The organism is Streptomyces sp. NPDC001604 (assembly GCF_042893475.1).
Classification (GTDB): Bacteria; Actinomycetota; Actinomycetes; order Streptomycetales; family Streptomycetaceae; genus Streptomyces.
Window position 1 is genome coordinate 98,753 of record NZ_JBIAUY010000023.1, and the last position, 17,574, is coordinate 116,326.

At 71.5% G+C, this 17,574-nt stretch carries 17 protein-coding genes and 1 pseudogene; 8 read left to right on the forward strand and 10 right to left on the reverse strand.

Features of this window, described 5'->3' with window-relative positions; all coding sequences use genetic code 11:
• Positions 1-24: 24 nt before the first annotated feature.
• Positions 25-519 carry a hypothetical protein gene (locus ACFY1E_RS41465; protein ID WP_389086036.1) on the reverse strand — a complete coding sequence of 165 codons (495 nt, stop codon included), beginning with the start codon at positions 517-519 and terminating at the stop codon, positions 25-27.
• 331 nt (positions 520-850) lie between these two features.
• Between ACFY1E_RS41465 and ACFY1E_RS41470 the strand changes: the two genes are divergently transcribed.
• A complete protein-coding gene (locus ACFY1E_RS41470) occupies positions 851-1,522 on the forward strand; it encodes a class F sortase (RefSeq protein WP_389086038.1) in 672 nt (223 codons plus the stop codon).
• Between the two features lie 30 nt (positions 1,523-1,552).
• Here the strand turns inward: ACFY1E_RS41470 and ACFY1E_RS41475 are convergent, their stop codons facing one another.
• Both ACFY1E_RS41475 and lysX read right to left on the reverse strand, forming a co-directional pair.
• The gene (locus tag ACFY1E_RS41475) at positions 1,553-2,395 is read right to left on the reverse strand and encodes a polysaccharide deacetylase family protein (protein ID WP_389086040.1); all 843 of its coding nucleotides are present in this window, start codon (positions 2,393-2,395) and stop codon (positions 1,553-1,555) included.
• Between the two features lie 337 nt (positions 2,396-2,732).
• Positions 2,733-6,011 carry a bifunctional lysylphosphatidylglycerol synthetase/lysine--tRNA ligase LysX gene (gene lysX / locus ACFY1E_RS41480; RefSeq protein WP_389086042.1) on the reverse strand — a complete coding sequence of 1,093 codons (3,279 nt, stop codon included), beginning with the start codon at positions 6,009-6,011 and terminating at the stop codon, positions 2,733-2,735.
• A 90-nt stretch (positions 6,012-6,101) separates the two neighbouring features.
• Between lysX and ACFY1E_RS41485 the strand changes: the two genes are divergently transcribed.
• Positions 6,102-6,563 carry a universal stress protein gene (locus tag ACFY1E_RS41485; RefSeq protein ID WP_389086045.1) on the forward strand — a complete coding sequence of 154 codons (462 nt, stop codon included), beginning with the start codon at positions 6,102-6,104 and terminating at the stop codon, positions 6,561-6,563.
• A gap of 3 nt (positions 6,564-6,566) precedes the next feature.
• Here ACFY1E_RS41485 and ACFY1E_RS41490 read toward each other — a convergent pair whose 3' ends face one another.
• From ACFY1E_RS41490 to ACFY1E_RS41500, 3 genes are all read right to left on the reverse strand, one after another.
• Entirely contained in the window at positions 6,567-7,214 is a 648-nt protein-coding gene (locus tag ACFY1E_RS41490; RefSeq protein WP_389086047.1) for a class I SAM-dependent methyltransferase, read from the reverse strand.
• A complete protein-coding gene (locus ACFY1E_RS41495; RefSeq protein ID WP_389086050.1) occupies positions 7,211-7,630 on the reverse strand; it encodes a cytidine deaminase in 420 nt (139 codons plus the stop codon). The genes ACFY1E_RS41490 and ACFY1E_RS41495 overlap by 4 nt, the downstream gene beginning before the upstream one ends.
• A 144-nt stretch (positions 7,631-7,774) precedes the next feature.
• Complete coding sequence (locus tag ACFY1E_RS41500; RefSeq protein WP_389086052.1) at positions 7,775-8,842, reverse strand: isopenicillin N synthase family dioxygenase; 1,068 nt, start codon at positions 8,840-8,842, stop codon at positions 7,775-7,777.
• A gap of 181 nt (positions 8,843-9,023) precedes the next feature.
• Here ACFY1E_RS41500 and ACFY1E_RS41505 point away from each other — a divergent pair.
• Positions 9,024-9,248: pseudogene (locus tag ACFY1E_RS41505) on the forward strand (hypothetical protein); the annotation flags it as partial.
• A 2-nt stretch (positions 9,249-9,250) separates the two neighbouring features.
• On the opposite strand, the gene ACFY1E_RS41510 reads toward ACFY1E_RS41505, so the two are convergent.
• The 3 genes from ACFY1E_RS41510 to ACFY1E_RS41520 all read right to left on the reverse strand — a co-directional run bounded on the left by ACFY1E_RS41510 (position 9,251) and on the right by ACFY1E_RS41520 (position 12,273).
• Positions 9,251-9,961: a helix-turn-helix transcriptional regulator gene (locus ACFY1E_RS41510; RefSeq protein ID WP_389086055.1), complete on the reverse strand. Its 711-nt coding sequence runs from the start codon at positions 9,959-9,961 to the stop codon at positions 9,251-9,253.
• Between the two features lie 10 nt (positions 9,962-9,971).
• Positions 9,972-10,910 (reverse strand): alpha/beta hydrolase, encoded by a 939-nt coding sequence (locus ACFY1E_RS41515; protein WP_389086057.1) that lies wholly within the window; start codon positions 10,908-10,910, stop codon positions 9,972-9,974.
• Between the two features lie 496 nt (positions 10,911-11,406).
• Entirely contained in the window at positions 11,407-12,273 is an 867-nt protein-coding gene (locus tag ACFY1E_RS41520; protein WP_389086059.1) for an alpha/beta fold hydrolase, read from the reverse strand.
• 57 nt (positions 12,274-12,330) lie between these two features.
• On the opposite strand from ACFY1E_RS41520, the gene ACFY1E_RS41525 reads away from it, so the two are divergent.
• Positions 12,331-12,804, forward strand: coding sequence for a MarR family winged helix-turn-helix transcriptional regulator (locus ACFY1E_RS41525; RefSeq protein ID WP_389086061.1), 474 nt, complete (start codon positions 12,331-12,333; stop codon positions 12,802-12,804).
• Between the two features lies 1 nt (position 12,805).
• On the opposite strand, the gene ACFY1E_RS41530 is transcribed toward ACFY1E_RS41525, so the two are convergent.
• Positions 12,806-13,960 (reverse strand): CapA family protein, encoded by a 1,155-nt coding sequence (locus tag ACFY1E_RS41530; protein WP_389086063.1) that lies wholly within the window; start codon positions 13,958-13,960, stop codon positions 12,806-12,808.
• A gap of 212 nt (positions 13,961-14,172) precedes the next feature.
• Here ACFY1E_RS41530 and ACFY1E_RS41535 point away from each other — a divergent pair, with 212 nt between their 5' ends.
• The 4 genes from ACFY1E_RS41535 (at position 14,173) to ACFY1E_RS41550 (ending at position 17,571) form a co-directional block, all read left to right on the forward strand.
• Positions 14,173-14,718 carry a sigma-70 family RNA polymerase sigma factor gene (locus tag ACFY1E_RS41535; protein ID WP_389086066.1) on the forward strand — a complete coding sequence of 182 codons (546 nt, stop codon included), beginning with the start codon at positions 14,173-14,175 and terminating at the stop codon, positions 14,716-14,718.
• Between the two features lie 157 nt (positions 14,719-14,875).
• Positions 14,876-15,391, forward strand: a complete 516-nt coding sequence (locus ACFY1E_RS41540) for a hypothetical protein (protein WP_389086068.1) — start codon at positions 14,876-14,878, stop codon at positions 15,389-15,391.
• A gap of 151 nt (positions 15,392-15,542) precedes the next feature.
• The gene (locus ACFY1E_RS41545; RefSeq protein ID WP_389086070.1) at positions 15,543-16,199 is read left to right on the forward strand and encodes a zf-HC2 domain-containing protein; all 657 of its coding nucleotides are present in this window, start codon (positions 15,543-15,545) and stop codon (positions 16,197-16,199) included.
• Between the two features lie 70 nt (positions 16,200-16,269).
• Complete coding sequence (locus tag ACFY1E_RS41550; RefSeq protein WP_389086073.1) at positions 16,270-17,571, forward strand: protein kinase; 1,302 nt, start codon at positions 16,270-16,272, stop codon at positions 17,569-17,571.
• Positions 17,572-17,574: the final 3 nt, after the last annotated feature.

A 17,574-nucleotide genomic window follows, 5' to 3' on the forward strand; every position in this document is an offset into this window, starting at 1 on the left:
GTCTGCTCTCCGAAGAGAGGGAGGTCAGATCCGCTTCTCGGACCTGCGGCGCAGCCAGAACGCTCCGCCGGCGAGGACGGCCGCGGCCACGAGCCCGCCGCCGATGGCCACGTCGGTCGGTGTCGCCCCGGTGGAGCTGCCGCCGCCGAACCCGCCCTGGACACCGCCGATGACGGTGAAGGCGGCGGGGTTGGTCAGGGACTTGCCGCCACAGGTGACGGTGATGGGATGCGTACCGTTCCTCGCGTCCCGGTTCACCGTCGCGGTGCCCCTCGCCGTGTTGCTGCCTGCGACCGTCATCAGTGGCGTGCTCGGAAACGCGTCCGAGGTCGCAGTGGCTCCGCCCGGGCAGCCGTCGACGGTGATGGTCAACTGCCCGCCACGGGCGATGACACTGGGCAGCGCGACGATGTTGCTGGGGTTGAAGTTCATGCCGTCCCGGGCGACGGCCGCCGGTGCGGCGAGGCCGAGCACGGCGACCGCGGCGGCCGAGACCGCCAGGGCACGATGACTACTCATGTGATCCTCCGCGGAAGGCGCCCCGGGTCCCGTCCCCGGCAATATCGGCGAGAAAGCGCCTCCCAGAAAGACAGTCAGATGCGGTGCACGCGCCCGCATTTCGGGGATGGTCCGTCCTGGTGAGAGGACACGCCGAGCAATAAGCAGATAATCACATATATCCGCAGGTCACGGACCGTCAGAAATTTCCTGTCCGCGGCAACTCGGATGGCGCACCCCCCTCGGGCGTGCCACCCGTTCGCATCCGCCCCGTCGCCGGTTTCGCACAGGCCATTTAGCTTGGCGTCATGCGCGATTGACGCGGCGACTGCCTCGTCGAGAGGGGAAACGAATGTCTGCGTCCGAACTGGCCGAACTGGCCGAAGAGGAGGAGCGACGGAAGAAGCGCGCCCCCTGGGGGGTCATAGCGCTGGTGCTGCTGACCGGCATCGCCCTCATTCGGAACGGTTCGGGGGAGTTCGACGTGGGTCCGCCGCAGCCGGCCACCGCGGCGGCCGCGGACACCCACGCCCCCGCCGCCGTCGCCGCAGGTGCCGTCCAGCCGCTGCCGGCCTCCCCGCCGGACCGGGTCAGGATCCCCACGATCCGGGTCGACGCACCGGTGTTGCCGGTCGGTCTGGCCGCCGACGGCTGGGTCGGGGCACCTCCTCCCGAGGATCCGAACCTGGCCGGCTGGTTCACGGGTGCCGTCACCCCCGGCGAGAAGGGCACCGCGGTGGTGGTCGGCCACGTCGACAACAAACAGGGCCCCGCGGTGTTCTACAACCTCGGGGCGCTGAAGAAGGGAAACCGCGTCGAGATCGCGCGCAAGGACGGAAAGACGGCCGTGTTCGAGATCTACGGCATCGAGGTCTTCGCGAAGAACAACTTCCCCGGCGACCGCGTCTACGCCTCCAAGGGGGCGCCGGAATTGCGGGTCATCACCTGCGGCGGCGGTTTCTCCAAGAAGCACGGTTACGACGGGAACGTCGTCGTCTTCGCCCGCCTGGCCGAGGTCCGCTGAGCGTGCCCCGGCCGGGCGGGCGGAATCCGGCTATGTGTGCCGCCGTCTGGGCACGGTGATGTGGTAGCCGGATTCCAGCAGGTGCGGCAGATAGCGGCGCAAAGCCCGGACGCTCTGGGAGCGGTTGCCCCCGGCGTCGTGCGAGAGCACCACGACGCCGGGGGCCGCGCCGTCCTCGACCCGGTCGACGATGGTGCGGGTGCCGGGGGTGGTCCAGTCGAGGGTGTCGACCGTCCAGGCCAGGGGCTCCATGCCCAGTTGGGCGCCGAGTTGGAAGGTCGCACGGTTCCAGGCGCCGTAGGGGGCACGGAACCACAGGGGCCGCTCGCCGTAGGCGTCCTCGATGACGTCGCTGGTGCGTTCCATCTCGGAGCGGATCTCGGACCGCTTCAGTCGGGTCAGCAGGGGGTGGGTCCAGGTGTGGTTGCCGACGATGTGGCCGTCGTCGGCCATGCGGGCCAGCAGGTCCTGGTTGTCGACGGCCATCTCCCCGCACACGAAGAACATGGCGCGGACGTCGTACTCGGCGAGGGTGTCCAGGATGTGCGGGGTGTAGCGGGGGTCGGGCCCGTCGTCGAAGGTCAGCACCATGGTGCGACCGCGTCCGTGCACACGCAGGAACGGCTGGTGCCGTACCCGGGTCCTGCGGGGTGCCGCGCGCACCTGCTCGTATCCGGTCAGCGGCTGGAGGCGGTAGTCGGACGGCTCGAGCGCATGGCTCTCCTGGGGATCGGGGCCGGGCGCGGGAGCGACGGGCCGAGCCGTCTCGTCGCCCCCGCCCGATGCGAGCACCCCGGAGGCGCCGGCCGCGCCCAGAGCGGCGGCACCCGCGATCAACGCACGGCGCCTGGTGAGCAACTGATCCTTCTTCATGACTCATCAGTCGCCCGAACCAGGACCGACGGTCCCCCACGACACCGCAGCGGCGGCAGGAAAACACACGCCCGGCCCAAGCCGCCGTGCGTGTCCTGGACGGGTGCGGTAAGCCAAGCCCGCGCGGCGTCCCGGATGCCGCAAAAGCGAACCGGTCCGTCCTCGTGTCCGCGGCCGTCGGCTGCCGGCCGTACCCGTTTACGCTCGGGTCCTGCTTCCGGCGACACCCCGCTCGGCCCATCTGGACCTGGTGGCCCTCACACTCGCGGTGCCGGCGAGATCGCCGCCGTCCTCGACCGCAAGCGGACCCTGCGCCAGACCTACCGCTCCTTGAACGTCAGCGGCGGCGCACCAGCGGGAACGGCAGCGTCTCACGGATCGTCAGGCCGGTGAGGAACATGACCAGCCGGTCGACGCCGATGCCCAGGCCGCCGGTGGGCGGCATGGCGTACTCGAGGGCGTCGAGGAAGTCCTCGTCCAGTTCCATCGCCTCGGGGTCTCCACCGGCGGCGAGCAGTGACTGGGCGGTGAGGCGGCGGCGCTGTTCGACCGGGTCGGTCAACTCCGAGTAGGCGGTGCCCAGTTCGGTGCCGAAGGCGACCAGGTCCCAGCGCTCGGCCAGCCGCGGGTCGGTGCGGTGCTGGCGGGTGAGCGGGGAGACGTCGGTCGGGAAGTCCTTGTAGAAGGTGGGCAGCCGGGTCTTCTCCTCCACCAGGCGCTCGTACATTTCGAGTACGACGTCGCCGCGCCCGTCGTCCGGCTTGTACGGCACGCCGGCGCGGTCGCACAGCCGGTGCAGCACCGGCAGCTCCGTGTCCGCGTCGACCTCCTCCCCCAGCGCCTCCGAGATCGCGCCGTGCACCGTCTTGACCGGCCAGGCGCCCGAGATGTCGTGCTCCTGACCGTCCTTGCGGGCGATCGGCGCGCCGAAGGCGGCGGTGGCCGCGCCCTGGATCAGTTCGCGGGTGAGGTCGAGCATCACGTCGTAGTCGGCGAAGGCCTGGTACGCCTCCAGCATCGTGAACTCGGGGTTGTGCTTGTAGGAGACGCCCTCGTTGCGGAAGGTGCGGCCCATCTCGAAGACCTTCTCCAGGCCGCCTACGCACAGCCGTTTCAGGTACAGCTCGGGCGCGATGCGCAGGTAGAGGTCGAGGTCGTAGGCGTTGATGTGGGTGGTGAAAGGGCGGGCGTTGGCGCCGCCGTGGATCTGCTGCAGCATCGGGGTCTCGACCTCGAGGTAGCCGCGCTCCAAGAGGCCCTGGCGCAGGGCCTGCACCGCGGTGGAGCGGGCGCGGATCACCTGGCGGGCGTCGGGGCTGGAGACCAGGTCGAGGTAGCGCATGCGGACCTTGGCCTCGGGGTCGGCGAGACCGCGGCGTTTGTCGGGCAGCGGGCGCAGGCACTTGCCGATCAGCTGCCAGGAGGTGACGAAGACGGTCGGTTCGCCCTTGTCGCTCACGCCGGCCCGGCCGGTGGCGGTGATGTGGTCGCCGATGTCGGTGTCCGCGGTGAAGCGGTCGAGGGCGGAGCCGGAGTCCTCGCGGGTGAGCGCGAGTTGGTGGTCGCCGGACCAGTCGCGCAGGGTGACGAAGACGATGCCGCCGAAGTCGCGCACCAGCATGATGCGGCCGGCGACGGTGACCTGTTCGCCCTCGCGGACGTCGGCGAGGGCGTGGGTGCGCCGCGGGATGGCGACCGGGTAGGGGTCTGTGCCGTCGGCGCGCAGCCGGTCGAGGGTGCGGTGCCGGATGCGGACCTGTTCGGGCAGGCCGGCATGGGGATCGCCGGGCCCGGCCTCGCCCCCTCCGTCGAGGCCGAGCGCCGACAGCGACGGCAGGCCCTCGGTGGTCGCGGGCCTGGACGCGCCCTTCGGGTGCCCCTTTCCCCAGAGTTTGCGCAAGGACGGTACCGAAACGAAACCTTCGGCTATGCCGGAGGCAAGCCCGATACGGGCGAGGGAGCCCGCGTCGCCGTAGCAGATGAAGCGTGGGTACCACTCCGGCTGGTACTTGGCGTTGGAGCGGTACAGCGCCTCCAGCTGCCACCACCGGGAGAAGAACAGCAGCAGGCGGCGCCACAGGCGCAGCACCGGTCCGGCGCCGATGCGGGCGCCCTCCTCGAAGGCCGAGCGGAAGACCGCGAAGTTCAGCGAGATCCTGCGGATCCCCAGCTTCGGTGCCGCCTCGCACAGTTCGGCGACCATGAACTCCATGACGCCGTTGGGGGCGCTGCGGTCACGGCGCATCAGGTCGAGGGAGACGCCGTCGCGGCCCCAGGGCACGAAGGAGAGCAGGGCGAGGAGGCGGCCGTCCTCGCCGAGGGCTTCCACGAGCAGGCAGTCGCCGTCGGCCGGGTCGCCCAGGCGGTCCAGGGCCATGGAGAAGCCGCGTTCGGTCTCGGTGTCGCGCCAGGCGTCCGCCTTGTCGATCACCTCCTCCATCTCCTCGTCGGTGAGGGTGGCGTGGCGGCGGATGCGGCAGTGGGCGCCGGTGCGGCGCACGCGGTGCACGGCCTGCCGGGTGACCCGCATGTCGCGGCCGTCGAGGTCGAAGCCGGGCACGTGCAGGATCGCCTCGTCGCCGAGTTGGAGCGCGCCGAGGCCGGCGCGGGCGAAGGCCCTGGCTCCGTCCTCGGAGGCACCCATCACGGCGGGCGCCCAGCCGTACCGGCGGGCCACGTCCAGCCAGGCGGCGATGGCGTGCGGCCAGGCCTCCCGGTCGCCGACGGGGTCGCCGCTGGCGAGGCAGACGCCGGCCTCGACACGGTAGGTGACGGCGGCCTTGCCGCTGGGCGAGAAGACGACGGCCTTGTCCCGGCGGGTGGCGAAGTAGCCGAGGGAGTCCTGCTCGCCGTAGGCCTTCAGCAGGGCGCGGATACGGGGCTCCTCGTCGCCGTGCAGGGCGCCTTCCAGGCGTTGCGAACGGAACAGGGTGGCGGCGGCGTTGAGCAGGGCGAGCGCGCCGAACAGGCCGAGCAGGAAGAACAGGGCGCGGGGCGGGCGGCCGTCGAAGGAACGGCCCGACACCAGACCGCCGCAGACCCGGTTGGCGGCCCACAGCAGGTGCTGGCTCTCGGGCAGGGTGCCGGGGAAGAGGGCCACCAGGCCCCAGCCGACGAGGATGCCGGCGGCGATCCCGGCCAGCAGCACCCCCAGGGCCCGGCGGAAGGCGGCGCGGCGGGAGGCGGCGTAGAACTCCTTGCGGGCGACGATCAGCACAGTCAGTGCGAGGCCGCAGACGACGAGGGACGGGACGGACTCGACATACAGGCCCAGGGCCACACCGAGGATGTCGTCCAGGACCAGCAGGCCGAGGTAGACGACCACCAGCCACCAGGCGATCTTCTTGCGGGCGGCGATCGCGGCGGCGAGCAGGAAGAGGAAGACGGCGTAGGCGAGATTGGCGCTGACCGGGACGATGATCACGTCGAGGAAGCGGACCACCGGGCGCAGCAGGACGCGCAGCGGAGGGATGAGGGCCAGCAGGCCGCACAGCAGGCCGAGGGCGCCGAAGAAGGCCGCGAAGACCTCGGGCACCTTGTTCATCGGACCGCTTCCGGGCGGCCGTATCGGACCCGGGGGGTCCCGGGGCGGGGAGGCCTCCGCTGTGGCACTCATGGTTCCGACTGTAGGAAGGGCTCGGCGGCCTCGCCCGTCGAGAGGCCCCGCACGGCGGCGGGACCTGCGGCTTCCGATAGCCTCACAGCCGTGACGGAACAGCACTCGCACCAGTTCGAGCGGGGCACGGACGGGCCCAAGGTCATCGTGGTCGGGGTGGACGGCTCGGACTCCTCGATGCGCGCCGCGGCATATGCCGGTGGCCTGGCCAGACGCCAGCACGCGCTGCTCGCCGTGGTCTATGTGCAGCCGGTGATGGCCGCGGGCGCGGCCATGGGTGCGCCGGTCGCCGAGACGACGGACGAGATCGCCGAGGACCTGAAGACCCAGATCCGGGACGCCACCGAGCGGCTCAAGGGGATATACGACGTCCGCTGGGAGTTCCACACCTTCCGCGGTGATCCCTACAGCGGCCTGGTCAAGGCCGCGGACGAGCTGAAGGCGGACGCGGTGGTGGTGGGCGCCTCCGAGCAGGCCGGGCACCGGATCGTCGGTTCGGTGGCCGTACGGCTGGTGAAGGCGGGGCGGTGGCCGGTCACGGTGGTGCCGTGAGGCTCACGGCTTGCGGGTGAGCAGCTGTATGCCCTGCGTGCGGTGGCCGTTCATGGTGAGGACGTCGATCGGGCGCTCACCCAACGGGTCGAGACCGGCCAGGAGGGCACGCAGACCGGCGAGGTCGTGGTGCCGGCAGACGGCGCCGTCGTCGGTGGTGAACACCCCGTACGGTGTGCCGAACCTGCGGGCGTGGGCGGTGTAGCGGTCCCGGTTGCGTTCGTCGTCCTGCACGAGCAGATCGCTGACGTACAGCAGGCCGCCCGGTGCCAGGACGCGGACCAGCTCGGCGACCAGGGCCCGCTGGGCGGCGTCGTCGGGAACGCAGGTGAGCACCGCGAACAGCAGGACGACGTCGACACTTGCCGAGGCGTGCGGCAGGACCGGCGGGGCGGGCAGGACCTCCAGGCACAGGTCGGGTCTCGCGCTACGGCCCCGCTCGATCAGCCGGGGCGACGGGTCCACCCCGGACACCCGGCTGAATCCGCGGTCCTGCAACTCGGCCGTCACCCGGCCGTACCCGCAGCCGTGGTCGAGGATGCGGGCGTCCTGGCCGACCCCTGCCAGCCAGGGATGGTGCACCGGGTGCGTGAACGTCTTGGTGGCGCCGGGGCCGTTCCAGTAGGCGGCCTGTCCGCCGGGCTCGTTCATGCGGGGTCGGTGTCGAGCTGGTGGTCGGCCCAGACGTAGCTCTCCGGCAGCAGCTCGGTGACGGGGACGGCGCGGAGGCGGTCGCCCTGGCCGACGATGACCTTCAGAGCCGGGAAGTAGTCGAGCAGTACCTGTCTGCACCGGCCGCACGGAGGCACGACCCCTCGGTCGCGATCGCCCACCGCGACGATCGTGTCCAGTTCGTAGACGCCCTGCGTGGCCGCCGCGCCGATGACGACCAGCTCCGCGCAGGGACCTCCGGTGAAGTGGTAGGCGTTCACCGCGGTGAAGATCCGCCCGTCCCGGGCCCGGGCGGCCGCGGCCATGGTGTGGTTGTCGCCCCGGCAGCGGGTGCGGGCGACATGGGCTGCGGCCTGGATCAGTTCGTGATCGAGGTCTTGGGTTCGCATCGGCATGTCGGCACGGTAGCCGGGCGGCACGGGCGGTCGTCGGCGGGGCCTTGGAGCCAGGTCGCCTGCGCCGCGGGACGGTGTGGCTGCGGCTGTGACCGGAGGCCGTGACGGCCCAGGACCTGAGTTGCGCGGCTGCCCCGTGACCGTTCAGGCGGTGTGCAGTGCTTCCTCGCGGAGGCGGTGGAGGACCTTCAGGCGGCCCTCCGCCTCCATCCTGCGGGTCGTGATGCGGTCGGCGTAGCACCTGCGGAACATCGAGGTGAAGTGGCTGCCGTAGTGGATGTACTCGCCGGGGCCCGCCTCGGCCGGCGGCCGGGCCACCGCGTTGAAGTTCGGCTCGTGGAAATAGGCGAGGGTGTAGCGCTCGCGGGCGGCCAGGCGCACCTTGTGCGGGGTGGAGAGCAGCACGCTGCCGGTCATGAACTGCATGATGTCGCCGGGGAAGACGGTGAAGACGCCCGGGACCGGGGTGACGTAGGTCCAGGGTTCCTCGTGCTCGTAGCGGCCGGCCATGGACTCCTCCGGCAGCCAGTTGCGGCCGCGCTGCTCGCCCGGTACGGGCGGGCGGATGTAGAGGCCGCCGACGTCGTCCTGCGCGGCGATGACGAGGAGGCCGTAGTCGGTGTGGGCGCCGATGCCGCGTTCGGAGGTGGCGTCGGCGGGCGGGAAGCGCAGGACCCGCATGTGGTGCCAGCCGTCCGCGGTGAGGCGGGTGAAGGTGTCGGGGTCGTCCATGCCGAGGCCCAGCGCGGTCAACCGCAGCAGGCGGTGGCCGATCTCGCCGAGCGCGGCCATGTACTCCTTCATCGCGCGGGCGTAGTCGGGGGACGGCCAGGGGACGGGGCCGTGGCAGGGCCACTGTTCGATGACGCGGGGGTCGTCGGCCGGGATGTCGGGGCAGACGGTGAAGATCTCCGAGCCGTCCCGCTCCCCCGCGGTCTCCTCCTCGCCGGAGGCGACATAGCCGCTGTAGGTGAGGTCGGAGACATGCGAGGCCTTCTCCCTCAGGGGGCGGGCGCAGAAGGCGCGGGAGGCCGCCAACGCCCGTTCGGTGGCGGCCCGCTGGGCCGGGGTGGCGCGGATCTGGAAGATGCCGTCCGCCTGCCAGGCGGCGATCATCGCCCGGCCGAGAGTCCGGTCGGCGTCCGTGCCGTCGACGACGGGCGGGGGCCGGAAGGTCTGAAGATGCGTCAGGGGCTGTTTGTCGCTGCTCATTCGAGGTACTCCGCGAGCGAGGCGAGTGGTTGCGCGCCAAACTACTGCGGCGCGCTCCTTCCTGAACAGCCGTTCAGTTCAGTTGGTACGGGCAGGTATCTGCGTGGCCTCTTTCCCCCGGGTACCGCTGGGCCGCCATGATCAGCCGTCAGCCGTTGCCGAACGCGAAGCGGTGAGGTGCATGGCCCGGCCTCCGACAGGTGAGGGGATTCTCCGTCGCAAACCGATCGAGCACATCGAGGAGACGGAGGTCGGCGAAGGGACCCGTCCGGACCGGTCGTTGGGGCTGTGGCAGCTGACCGCGATCGGCGTAGGCGGCATCATCGGCGCGGGTACCGGGGGTCCGGGGGTGTCCCCCAGACAGCGCAGCACCCTCGTCGGCTCGGTGGCCAACGGTACGGCCGGCCGCTAGTGCAAGGAGGCCAGCGCGGCCGGTGGCACCGCGTCGGCGGCTGCCGAGCCGTGCAGTAGGTCCGCCAGGTCATGGGGGCGTGCCTGCTCGCCGGTGGTGGCCGCCGTTGTGATCCGGTCCAGCCGGAAGCCCCGGCCGGCCCGCCGGGTGCGGCACCAGGCGATGAGGTACCAGCGGCCTTCGGCAGTGAGCAGCCCGGCCGGTTCCACTTCGCGCTCGCTCTCGCGTCCGGCCGCGTCGACGTAGGACAGGCGCAGCACCTTGGCGTCGGTGAGGGCCTGTTCCACGGCGGCGCGAACCGCCGGGTCGGTCCGCGTCGGCAGCGCGACGATCCGGGCGGCGAGTTGCCGGGCCGCCGCCGAGCCGGGACCGGTCATCGAGGCGACGATCTTCTGGTACGCCGTACGGGCCGCCCCGGCATAAGGAGCGGAGGCGTCGGCCGCGGCCAGCGCGGCGGCCAACGCCGCCGCCTCGTCGGCGGTGAAGTGCATCGGAGGCAGCGTCGTCGCCGGGTCGATCGTCCAGCCCCCGCCGCGCCCGGGCGTGGTGCGCACCGGGACACCGGAATCCATCAGCGCCTGCAGATCACGCTGGACGGTGCGGGTACTGACCTCGAACCGCGTGGCGAGTGCGGCGACCGTCAGCGGCCGCGGCGCCGCCGAGCGCAACTCTTCCACCAGCGCATAGAGTCGGGCAGTGCGGTTCATGAGGCCGACGCTACCGTCCCGCCGCAGTGAGGAACTCCCGCTCACGTGCCTGTTCCCGCTCGGTGACGGTCAGCGGGAACAGCGTGAATCCGTGCATCGCCCCGGCGACGACCCCGAGTTCGACGGGCGCACCCGCCGCCTGCCAGCGCTGGGCCAGAAACAGCGAATCGTCCAGCAGCGGGTCCTCGGTGCCCACGACGATCCGGGCGGGCGGCAGACCCGTCAGGTCGGCGAAGAGCGGCGAGATCTCCGGGTCGCGGCGCTGCTCCGCCCCCATTCCCGGGGTGAAGAGCTCATAACTGCCCCGCAGGGAGTCGGTGTTGCTCAGCAGCCGCCTCGAGCCGAACGACCGCTGGCTCGGCGTCATCGACAGGTCGTACGGGCCGAAGAGCAGCTGGGCCGCCCGGAATGCGCCGGTGATGCGGTGCCGGTCGCGCAGGCGCAGCAGGGTGAGGACGCTCAGGTGGGCGCCGGCCGATTCGCCGCCGATCAGCAGCCGCCCGGTGCCGAACTCGGCTGCGGTGTGCTCCACCAGCCACCGGGCGGCCGCTTCGCAGTCGTCGGGTGCGGCGGGGAAGGGGTGTTCCGGCGCCAGGCGGTACTCCACGCTCAGCACCGCCAGCCGCGCCTGTACGGCGAGCCGCCACAGCCTCTCGTCCTGCCCGCCCGCGGAGCCGAACGCCCAGCCGCCCCCGTGCAGGTGCAGATATACGCCGTCGACCTGGTCCGGCACGAACGCCCGGACCCCGACCCCGCCCGCGACGACGCGGTCCCGGCCCTGCGGCAGTCGCACCGGTGGTGTGTGGCCGCCCAGCCGGTTGCGGCGCAGCAGTGCCAGCATGGTCGGGTCCGGCGTCTGTCCGCGGGCCGGGCGGCTTGCGGCAGTGGCCTCGAACTGCTCGTTGAAGGCCAGGGTCTCGGCGAGGCAGTCCTCGTCTGTGATGGTCATGACGCCGACCCTCGCAGCCGTCCGCGACAACACCCTGTCACCCTTTTCCGGTGAACTGCGTCACGGCGGGCTGGAGTTCTGCGTCGGCCCGGGCAACACCGGTGCGACACGGGGATTGAGCGAGATTTCGAGGCGGTGCGTCGGGGGACCGGCGTTCAGGCTGCACCAAGGAGCGGTCGGCCGGACGCCTCCTACGACCAGGCGCTGATGGCGGTCGACGCGCCCGCGCAGTCCTACCGGGACTCGCAGGAGTGTGACGGCAAGTGGCTGGTGCTGACTTCTCCTGGCGGACCGGACCGGCCTGCGACGACGCCTCGGCGCCCGGCTGCTCGTCCCGGCTCGGTGACCGCTGGTTCTTCCCGGCCGAGAAGTCCGGGTGGGTGCCGATCGCCGAGGGGGCAGCGGGAGGCTGCCGGGTCGTACAGCGCAGGGCGCCGGCCTTTCCGGCCCGGCTGTGCGAGGGCCTGGCTCCGCGTTCCGCCTCCTTGCACCCGAGTCATCCGCCCGCGTCCGCCTCCCCGACCCCGTCCCCCTCTCCGAGCCGCTCCTGGAGCGCGCGGAGGAACTCCAGCAGGATCTTGTTGAAGACCTCCGGTTTCTCCATGTTGAGGTAGTGGGCGGTGTCCTCGACGGTCTGCGCACGGCCGTCGGGGACGGTGCGCGCGAGACGTTCGGCCGCCTCCAGCAGCTCGGGGGGCTCCAGGGTGCCGTTGACGGTGAGCACCGGGACGTCGATCTTCGGCAGGCGGGACCAGGAGTCGGTCACGCGCATGTGCCAGTCCTTCTCGCCGGGCGTGTGCTTGGAGATGGTGTGGAAGGCCATCTCCTTCAACCGGCGCGCGATGCCCGGGTCGACGTCGTCGGCGCTGCGGTAGGGGCCTGGCACCACCCGTACGAACGCCTCGAGCCAGCCCTCGACGTCGCCGGCGCCCAGGGTGCGGGCGTACTCGGCCTGGATCTGACGGGTCCAGTCGTCCGTGTACTGGAAGTCGCCGGTCGCCGCGCCGCAGGTGACCACCGCGCGCACGAGCTCGGGGTACTCCAGCACGGTGTCGGTGGCGATCACACCGCCCATCGACAGGCCTACGAGGACCGCGGGGCCCGCGTCGAGGTGGCGGAGCAGGGCGGCGAGGTCGTCCGCCCAGCGGAACGGCTTCGTGGCGTTGGCGGAGGATCCGTGTCCGCGTACGTCCGGGGCGATCACCCGGTACTCGGCGGCGAGGGCCGGTATCTGGTCGTCCCAGACGCGGTGGTCGACATACCCCGCGTGAAGGAGGACGACGAGATCACCGGAGCCGGTGTCGAGGTAGGCGAGGTCACCGTCGGAGGACGGGAAGAGGCGAACGTCCGAAGCACCATTCATGACAACCAAGGTGTCATCTCCGGAGGGATTTGACAACCTGGATGTCATGATGGACGGGTGAACGACATCGACAAGCCCCTCACCCCCGACGAGCTGGGCCACCGTCTGACCGAGGTGTTCGACCTGGTCGGCCCGCTGTACCGGCGCGCCGTGCGCAAGGTCGAGCAGGGCGAGGCGGTCGAAGGCGTCTCCGTCGGCGTACGCGCCGTACTGGATCTGCTGCGGCAGAGCGACCCCATGACGGTGCCTCAGATGGGGCGGATCCTGGCCCTGAGCCGGCAGTTCGTGCAGCGCATGGTCAACGACGCGGCGGCGCAGGGATGGGTCGAGGCCATCCCCAACCCCGCGCACCAACGGTCGTCCCTGATCCGGATCACAGACGAGGGCCGGGCGACCATGACCGCGATCCTGGGCCGGGAGCACCATCTCAACCGGCAGGTCGGCGGCGATCTGACGGATGCCGAACTGCGGGCAACCGTGCGGGTCCTGAGGGAGATGCTGAAGGCCTTGGACCACGTGGACGTCGACTGACCTACTGCCCCATGGTCAGCCCGTCCTTCGCAGCGCCCCTGCTGAGCACCACGTTGCGGATCGCGTCACGCACGGCCTTCACCTCGGCGCCCTGGGCGATGGCCTGGTTGAGGTTCACCGACCGCCCCGCGTCGACGTCGAACATCAGCGGGACGAACTCCGCCTTGGTGACCTCCCAGCGGCCACCCGCCCGGGCGGTGAAGGTGAAGCGGCCCAGGGTGGACTCGTTGCCGCGCGGGTCCTGGGCGCCGGATCCGTTGGACATCTCGCCGGCGATCTGATCACCCAGGCCGTAGACGACCCAGGTGCCGTTGACCTTCTCGTACGCCTGCGGGACATGGGCGCGGGTGCCGAGGACGAGGTCGACGTCGGGGCGGTCGCCGGTGCGGGAGGCCGTGAGCTGCCGGGCCAGGGCGAGTTGCTGCCGGTCGGGCGTGTCCTGCCATTCGGTGCCCCAGTGCACGGAGACGACGACCACGTCGGCGCCCGCCCGCCGGGCCGCCCGGGCGTCCTCGATGATCGTGTTCCCGTTCAGGAGGCTGACGGCCCACGGCGCGCCCTGCGGCCGCGGGATGCCGTTGGTGTCGAAGGTGTAGGCGAGGTGGGCGACCTTGGCCGGGCCCGCCCGCAGGATCGTGACGGTGTGCGCCTCGGCCTCGGTACGGGCCGAACCGGCATGCCGTACGCCCGCGCCGTCCAGGGCGTCGAGGGTGCGGCGGACGCCGTCGGTGCCGTCGTCGAGGCTGTGGCCGGAGGCGGTGGAGCAGCCGTCGTAGCCGGTGGCGGCCAGGCCCTGGGCGATCTCGGGCGGGGACTTGAACGGGGAGCGGCCCGTGTAGTGGCCGTTCGCCCCGTAGACCGTGTCCATGTGACACAGCGCCAGATCGGCGCGGGAGACGACGGGTCTGATGCCGGAGAACATCGGCCGGAAGTCGTAGCCGGCGCCGCCTCCGTCGAAGCGGGCGCGGTCGATGATCGAGCCGTGCGGGATGATGTCGCCGGAGGCCACCAGCGTGAAGGTACGGGCCGCGGTCGCCGCCGGGGCCCCCGGGTCTCCGGCACGGGTGTACGCCTGCCGATGCTGGGCCTGGCAGGCCGCGCCCGCGGTCAGAACGGCCATCAGGGCCAGGGCAACCTGTCGTCTCCGTGCAATCATCAGCTCACCCCACTGTTGTCAGATTTACGCATAAATAGGTACGAACCTGAATGCGCGGCCAAACGACCGCCCCACCCCGATTAACCCGTCCGGTGCCCGCGAACGGGCGCGCGGGACCGTTCGTCGTACCGTTCGTCGACGCGATCGACCGTCCGCCGCAGATCCCGGCACGGCCCCTGTCCCGGGGCGGCACCCTGCGGTGCCATACGGCCATGACGGCCGGAACCACCCTCCCGAACGCGACGACCGCCGAGCACGAGCTCGCCGCGCTGCAGCGCGAGCACGGCCGCCCCCTCTTCGCGCTGCTGCTGCGACTCTGCGACGGCGACCGGCAGCGCGCCGAGGACCTGGTGCAGGAGACCCTGGTGCGCGCCTGGCAGCATCCAGAGGCGCTGCGCGCCGATGACTTCGACTCCGTACGGCCCTGGCTGATGACCGTGGGACGGCGGCTCGCCATCGATGCGCGACGGGCCCGGCAGGCGCGGCCGCCCGAGGTCGGGGACGCGGTCCTGGAGAACGCCCGGGTGATCGGCGACCACGCCGAGCGGGCCGCCGCCGCCCTCGATGTCCGCGAGGCTGTGAAGACACTCACTCCGGAGCACCGTGAAGTCCTGGTGCTCGTGTATTTCCAGGGGGCGAGTGTTGCGGAAGCCGCGCAGACCCTCGGAATTCCTCCCGGTACGGTGAAGTCCCGCGCGTACTACGCGCTGCGCGCCCTCCGCCGGGTGCTTCCCGGATATGCGGCCGACCTGCGGTGAAACCGACGGCTGAGTCAAACCTCCGTAAAGCGCCTTGCTGAGGACCCCGGTTGAGCAATCAGCTGTCCTCATCCGTGTTCCGGACTGGGGGCTCGGGGCCCCGCGACCGGGGCCCGGAGTCGGGCGACGCGCACGCACCGGAGGAAGGCAGGAAGGGATGCTGCACAGAGGTCAAGAGAGCACGGACGGCACCGGCGGCGGTGAGCTGGTCGTCCCGATGGCCTGGCTGTACGCCGAGTACATCGCCGACGAGCTGCTGCGGACGGGCGATCTGATGCCGCCGACGTCCTTCGAGTTCCGCGCCGGGCGCGACGCCCTGGCGCTGACCGTCTTCCTCTCGGACACGGACGGCGAACTCCCGGGGATCCGGGTGGTCTCCCAGCTGGAGACCTGGCTGTCGCTGACGGCGTACGACCAGCCGTGGCAGGACTGGGTGCGCGAGCGGATGGCGAAGCTGGTCGCCCAGGCGGGCGAATCCGGCGGCCCCGCACCCGACGTGGAACTGGCCCGGTCGGCCTGGCGCTGGCTGGAGGAGACCGAGCTGCTCGCGCCCGACCTGAACGCGGTGCCGGGCGGCGCGGCGGTGGTCGGCGAGGACGAGGGTCCGAAGGTGTGGACGAAGGCGTGGCAACTGGGCCTGCCGCTCGGCCACCTCGCCATCCACCTTTTTTAGCCTCGTTTTGATTTGGACCAATCCGCGGGCCGGACGGCTCCGAATCCCTTGGTTGCGATTCTCCACATGCCCTGAGTGATTCGACTGTCTGGTGCGTACCTGTGGGAGCAAGGAGTAACCCCACCCGCACCCAACGGCACGAGGATTCGGCATGAGGTCCCAGGAGAGGCATCGCGACGTCGCCGCGTACGCGCTCGGCGTGCTGGACGAGGCGGACGCCTTCCGCTTCGAGGACCACCTCATGGAGTGCGCGCGCTGCGCCGCTCACGTGACCGAATTCGGGCCCATCACCCGGCAGATGATGCTGTACCGCCGGGCGACGCCACGGTTCGTGAGCCCCATGACCAGGCCCGGCCCGCAGCTGCTCGACCGGCTGCTCGGCACGGTGGCCGCCCGGCACCGGGCGGGCCGACGGCGCTTCCTGTACGCCGTGGCAGCGTCCCTGGCGATCGGGGTGGCCGGGCCGGGCATCGCGATGACGATGGCCGGCGGCGGCACCACCGACACGGTGCGGATCGCGGCCACCGACGCGAAGTCGGGCGTATGGGCCCAGGTGACCACCGAGGACGCGTACTCGGGCAGCCAGATCAAGCTCGAGGTGAAGGACGGCGCGGGCCCGCGCCCCTGTCGTCTGGTCGCCATCGGCCGCGACGGCTCCGAGCAGATCCTGACCAGCTGGACCGTCCCCAACCACGACGCCCGCCCGATCACCATGCAGGGCAGCTCCTCCATGCACACCGGCGAGATCGCCCGCTACGAGCTGCGCACCGCGGACGGGGAGCATCTCGTCACACTCCAGTCCCACTAGCGCCACCGCAGCAAATGCCGCACCGCCCGGTGTGACACCCCCGTCCGGCGCTGCGCTGTAGCCAGTGGCTATGTCGGAATTCGGGATGGGTGTGCACGTGCTGCTGGCGAACCGCTATCAGCTGGAGGAACTGCTGGGCAGCGGTGCGATGGGCGAGGTGTGGCGCGCGGCCGACCGGGTCCTGGACCGTCCGGTGGCGATCAAGCTGCTGAAGGCGGCGGACACCACCGACATCGAGCGGTTCCGCCTGGAGGCGCAGACCACGGCCCGCTTCAACCATCCGCATGTGGTGGGCGTGTACGACTTCGGCTCCGATCACGGCCGGTTCCATCTGGTGATGGAACTCGTGGACGGCTGGACCCTCGCGCAGGAGAGGTCCCAGCGCGGCAGCCTGGCAGCGCGGGAAGCGGCCGCCGTCGCCGCGCAGGTGGCGCAGGGGCTGTCCGCCGCGCACCGCCAGGGAGTGATCCACCGGGACATCAAGCCCGCCAACGTCATGCTCACCGCCGACCGCACCGTGAAGATCACGGATTTCGGCATCGCCCGCTTCACCGACGACAGCGCCGGCACCGCGACCGCCACCGGAAAGATCCTCGGCACCGCCGACTACCTGGCCCCCGAGCGGGCCCTGGGGCGACCCGCGCAGCCCGCCTCCGACGTGTACTCGCTCGGCTGCGTGCTGTACGAGCTGCTCACCGGCCGCCCGCCGTTCAGCGGCACGACCTCGCTCGCCGTGGTGCAGCAGCACGTCGACACCGCCCCGCCGCCACCCCACCGGTTGAGCACCGCCGTACCCCGGCCGCTGTCTGACTATGTGCTGCGCCTGCTGGCCAAGGATCCCGCGCAGCGACCGAGCGCGGAGGAGGCCGCCGAGTGGCTGGGTGCGCAGGAGTGGGAAGCAGACCCGGCCGAATCGGCGGAACCGACGGAGCCGCTGGACCCTGTGGCCCCGGACAGGACCTCCAGCCCGTCGGCCGGCACGTCTCCACCACCGCCTCGAACCGGCGCCCCCGCAGCGCATTCCCGCCCCCGCAACCGCCGACGGCAGGCGTCCAAAGCCCTGCTGGGTGGCGCGGCGGTCGCTCTGTTCGCCGCGGCCACGGCCCTCGGGGCCGCGCTGAACTCCGACGGCGACAGCACCGCCCCGACCGTCTCGCCCAGGCCGGCGCCGACTCGGACACCTTCCTCGCACCCGACGGCCGTGACCTCACCGCCCGCGGGCGAGTCCGCCACCGCCCCCGCCGCCGCGCCACCGTCTGCCGCCCCGCCCACCAGGCCGACTCCGCCGAAGAACCACAAGGACGGGCAGCACGGCGGGAAGGACAAGCACGGCAAGGACAGGACGAAGGACCGCAAGGGGTCGGGCGGCTGACCC

Bases quoted from the DNA above. Each gene is read 5' to 3' on its own strand.
- ACFY1E_RS41550 (WP_389086073.1), top strand. From the start codon at position 16,270: ATGTCGGAATTCGGGATGGGTGTGCACGTGCTGCTGGCGAACCGCTAT.
- ACFY1E_RS41465 (WP_389086036.1), bottom strand. From the start codon at position 519: ATGAGTAGTCATCGTGCCCTGGCGGTCTCGGCCGCCGCGGTCGCCGTG.
- ACFY1E_RS41495 (WP_389086050.1), bottom strand. From the start codon at position 7,630: ATGCCGATGCGAACCCAAGACCTCGATCACGAACTGATCCAGGCCGCA.
- ACFY1E_RS41515 (WP_389086057.1), bottom strand. From the start codon at position 10,910: ATGACCATCACAGACGAGGACTGCCTCGCCGAGACCCTGGCCTTCAAC.
- ACFY1E_RS41470 (WP_389086038.1), top strand. From the start codon at position 851: ATGTCTGCGTCCGAACTGGCCGAACTGGCCGAAGAGGAGGAGCGACGG.
- ACFY1E_RS41530 (WP_389086063.1), bottom strand. From the start codon at position 13,960: ATGATTGCACGGAGACGACAGGTTGCCCTGGCCCTGATGGCCGTTCTG.
- ACFY1E_RS41475 (WP_389086040.1), bottom strand. From the start codon at position 2,395: ATGAAGAAGGATCAGTTGCTCACCAGGCGCCGTGCGTTGATCGCGGGT.
- lysX (WP_389086042.1), bottom strand. From the start codon at position 6,011: ATGAGTGCCACAGCGGAGGCCTCCCCGCCCCGGGACCCCCCGGGTCCG.
- ACFY1E_RS41540 (WP_389086068.1), top strand. From the start codon at position 14,876: ATGCTGCACAGAGGTCAAGAGAGCACGGACGGCACCGGCGGCGGTGAG.
- ACFY1E_RS41490 (WP_389086047.1), bottom strand. From the start codon at position 7,214: ATGAACGAGCCCGGCGGACAGGCCGCCTACTGGAACGGCCCCGGCGCC.
- ACFY1E_RS41535 (WP_389086066.1), top strand. From the start codon at position 14,173: ATGACGGCCGGAACCACCCTCCCGAACGCGACGACCGCCGAGCACGAG.
- ACFY1E_RS41545 (WP_389086070.1), top strand. From the start codon at position 15,543: ATGAGGTCCCAGGAGAGGCATCGCGACGTCGCCGCGTACGCGCTCGGC.
- ACFY1E_RS41500 (WP_389086052.1), bottom strand. From the start codon at position 8,842: ATGAGCAGCGACAAACAGCCCCTGACGCATCTTCAGACCTTCCGGCCC.
- ACFY1E_RS41520 (WP_389086059.1), bottom strand. From the start codon at position 12,273: ATGAATGGTGCTTCGGACGTTCGCCTCTTCCCGTCCTCCGACGGTGAC.
- ACFY1E_RS41510 (WP_389086055.1), bottom strand. From the start codon at position 9,961: ATGAACCGCACTGCCCGACTCTATGCGCTGGTGGAAGAGTTGCGCTCG.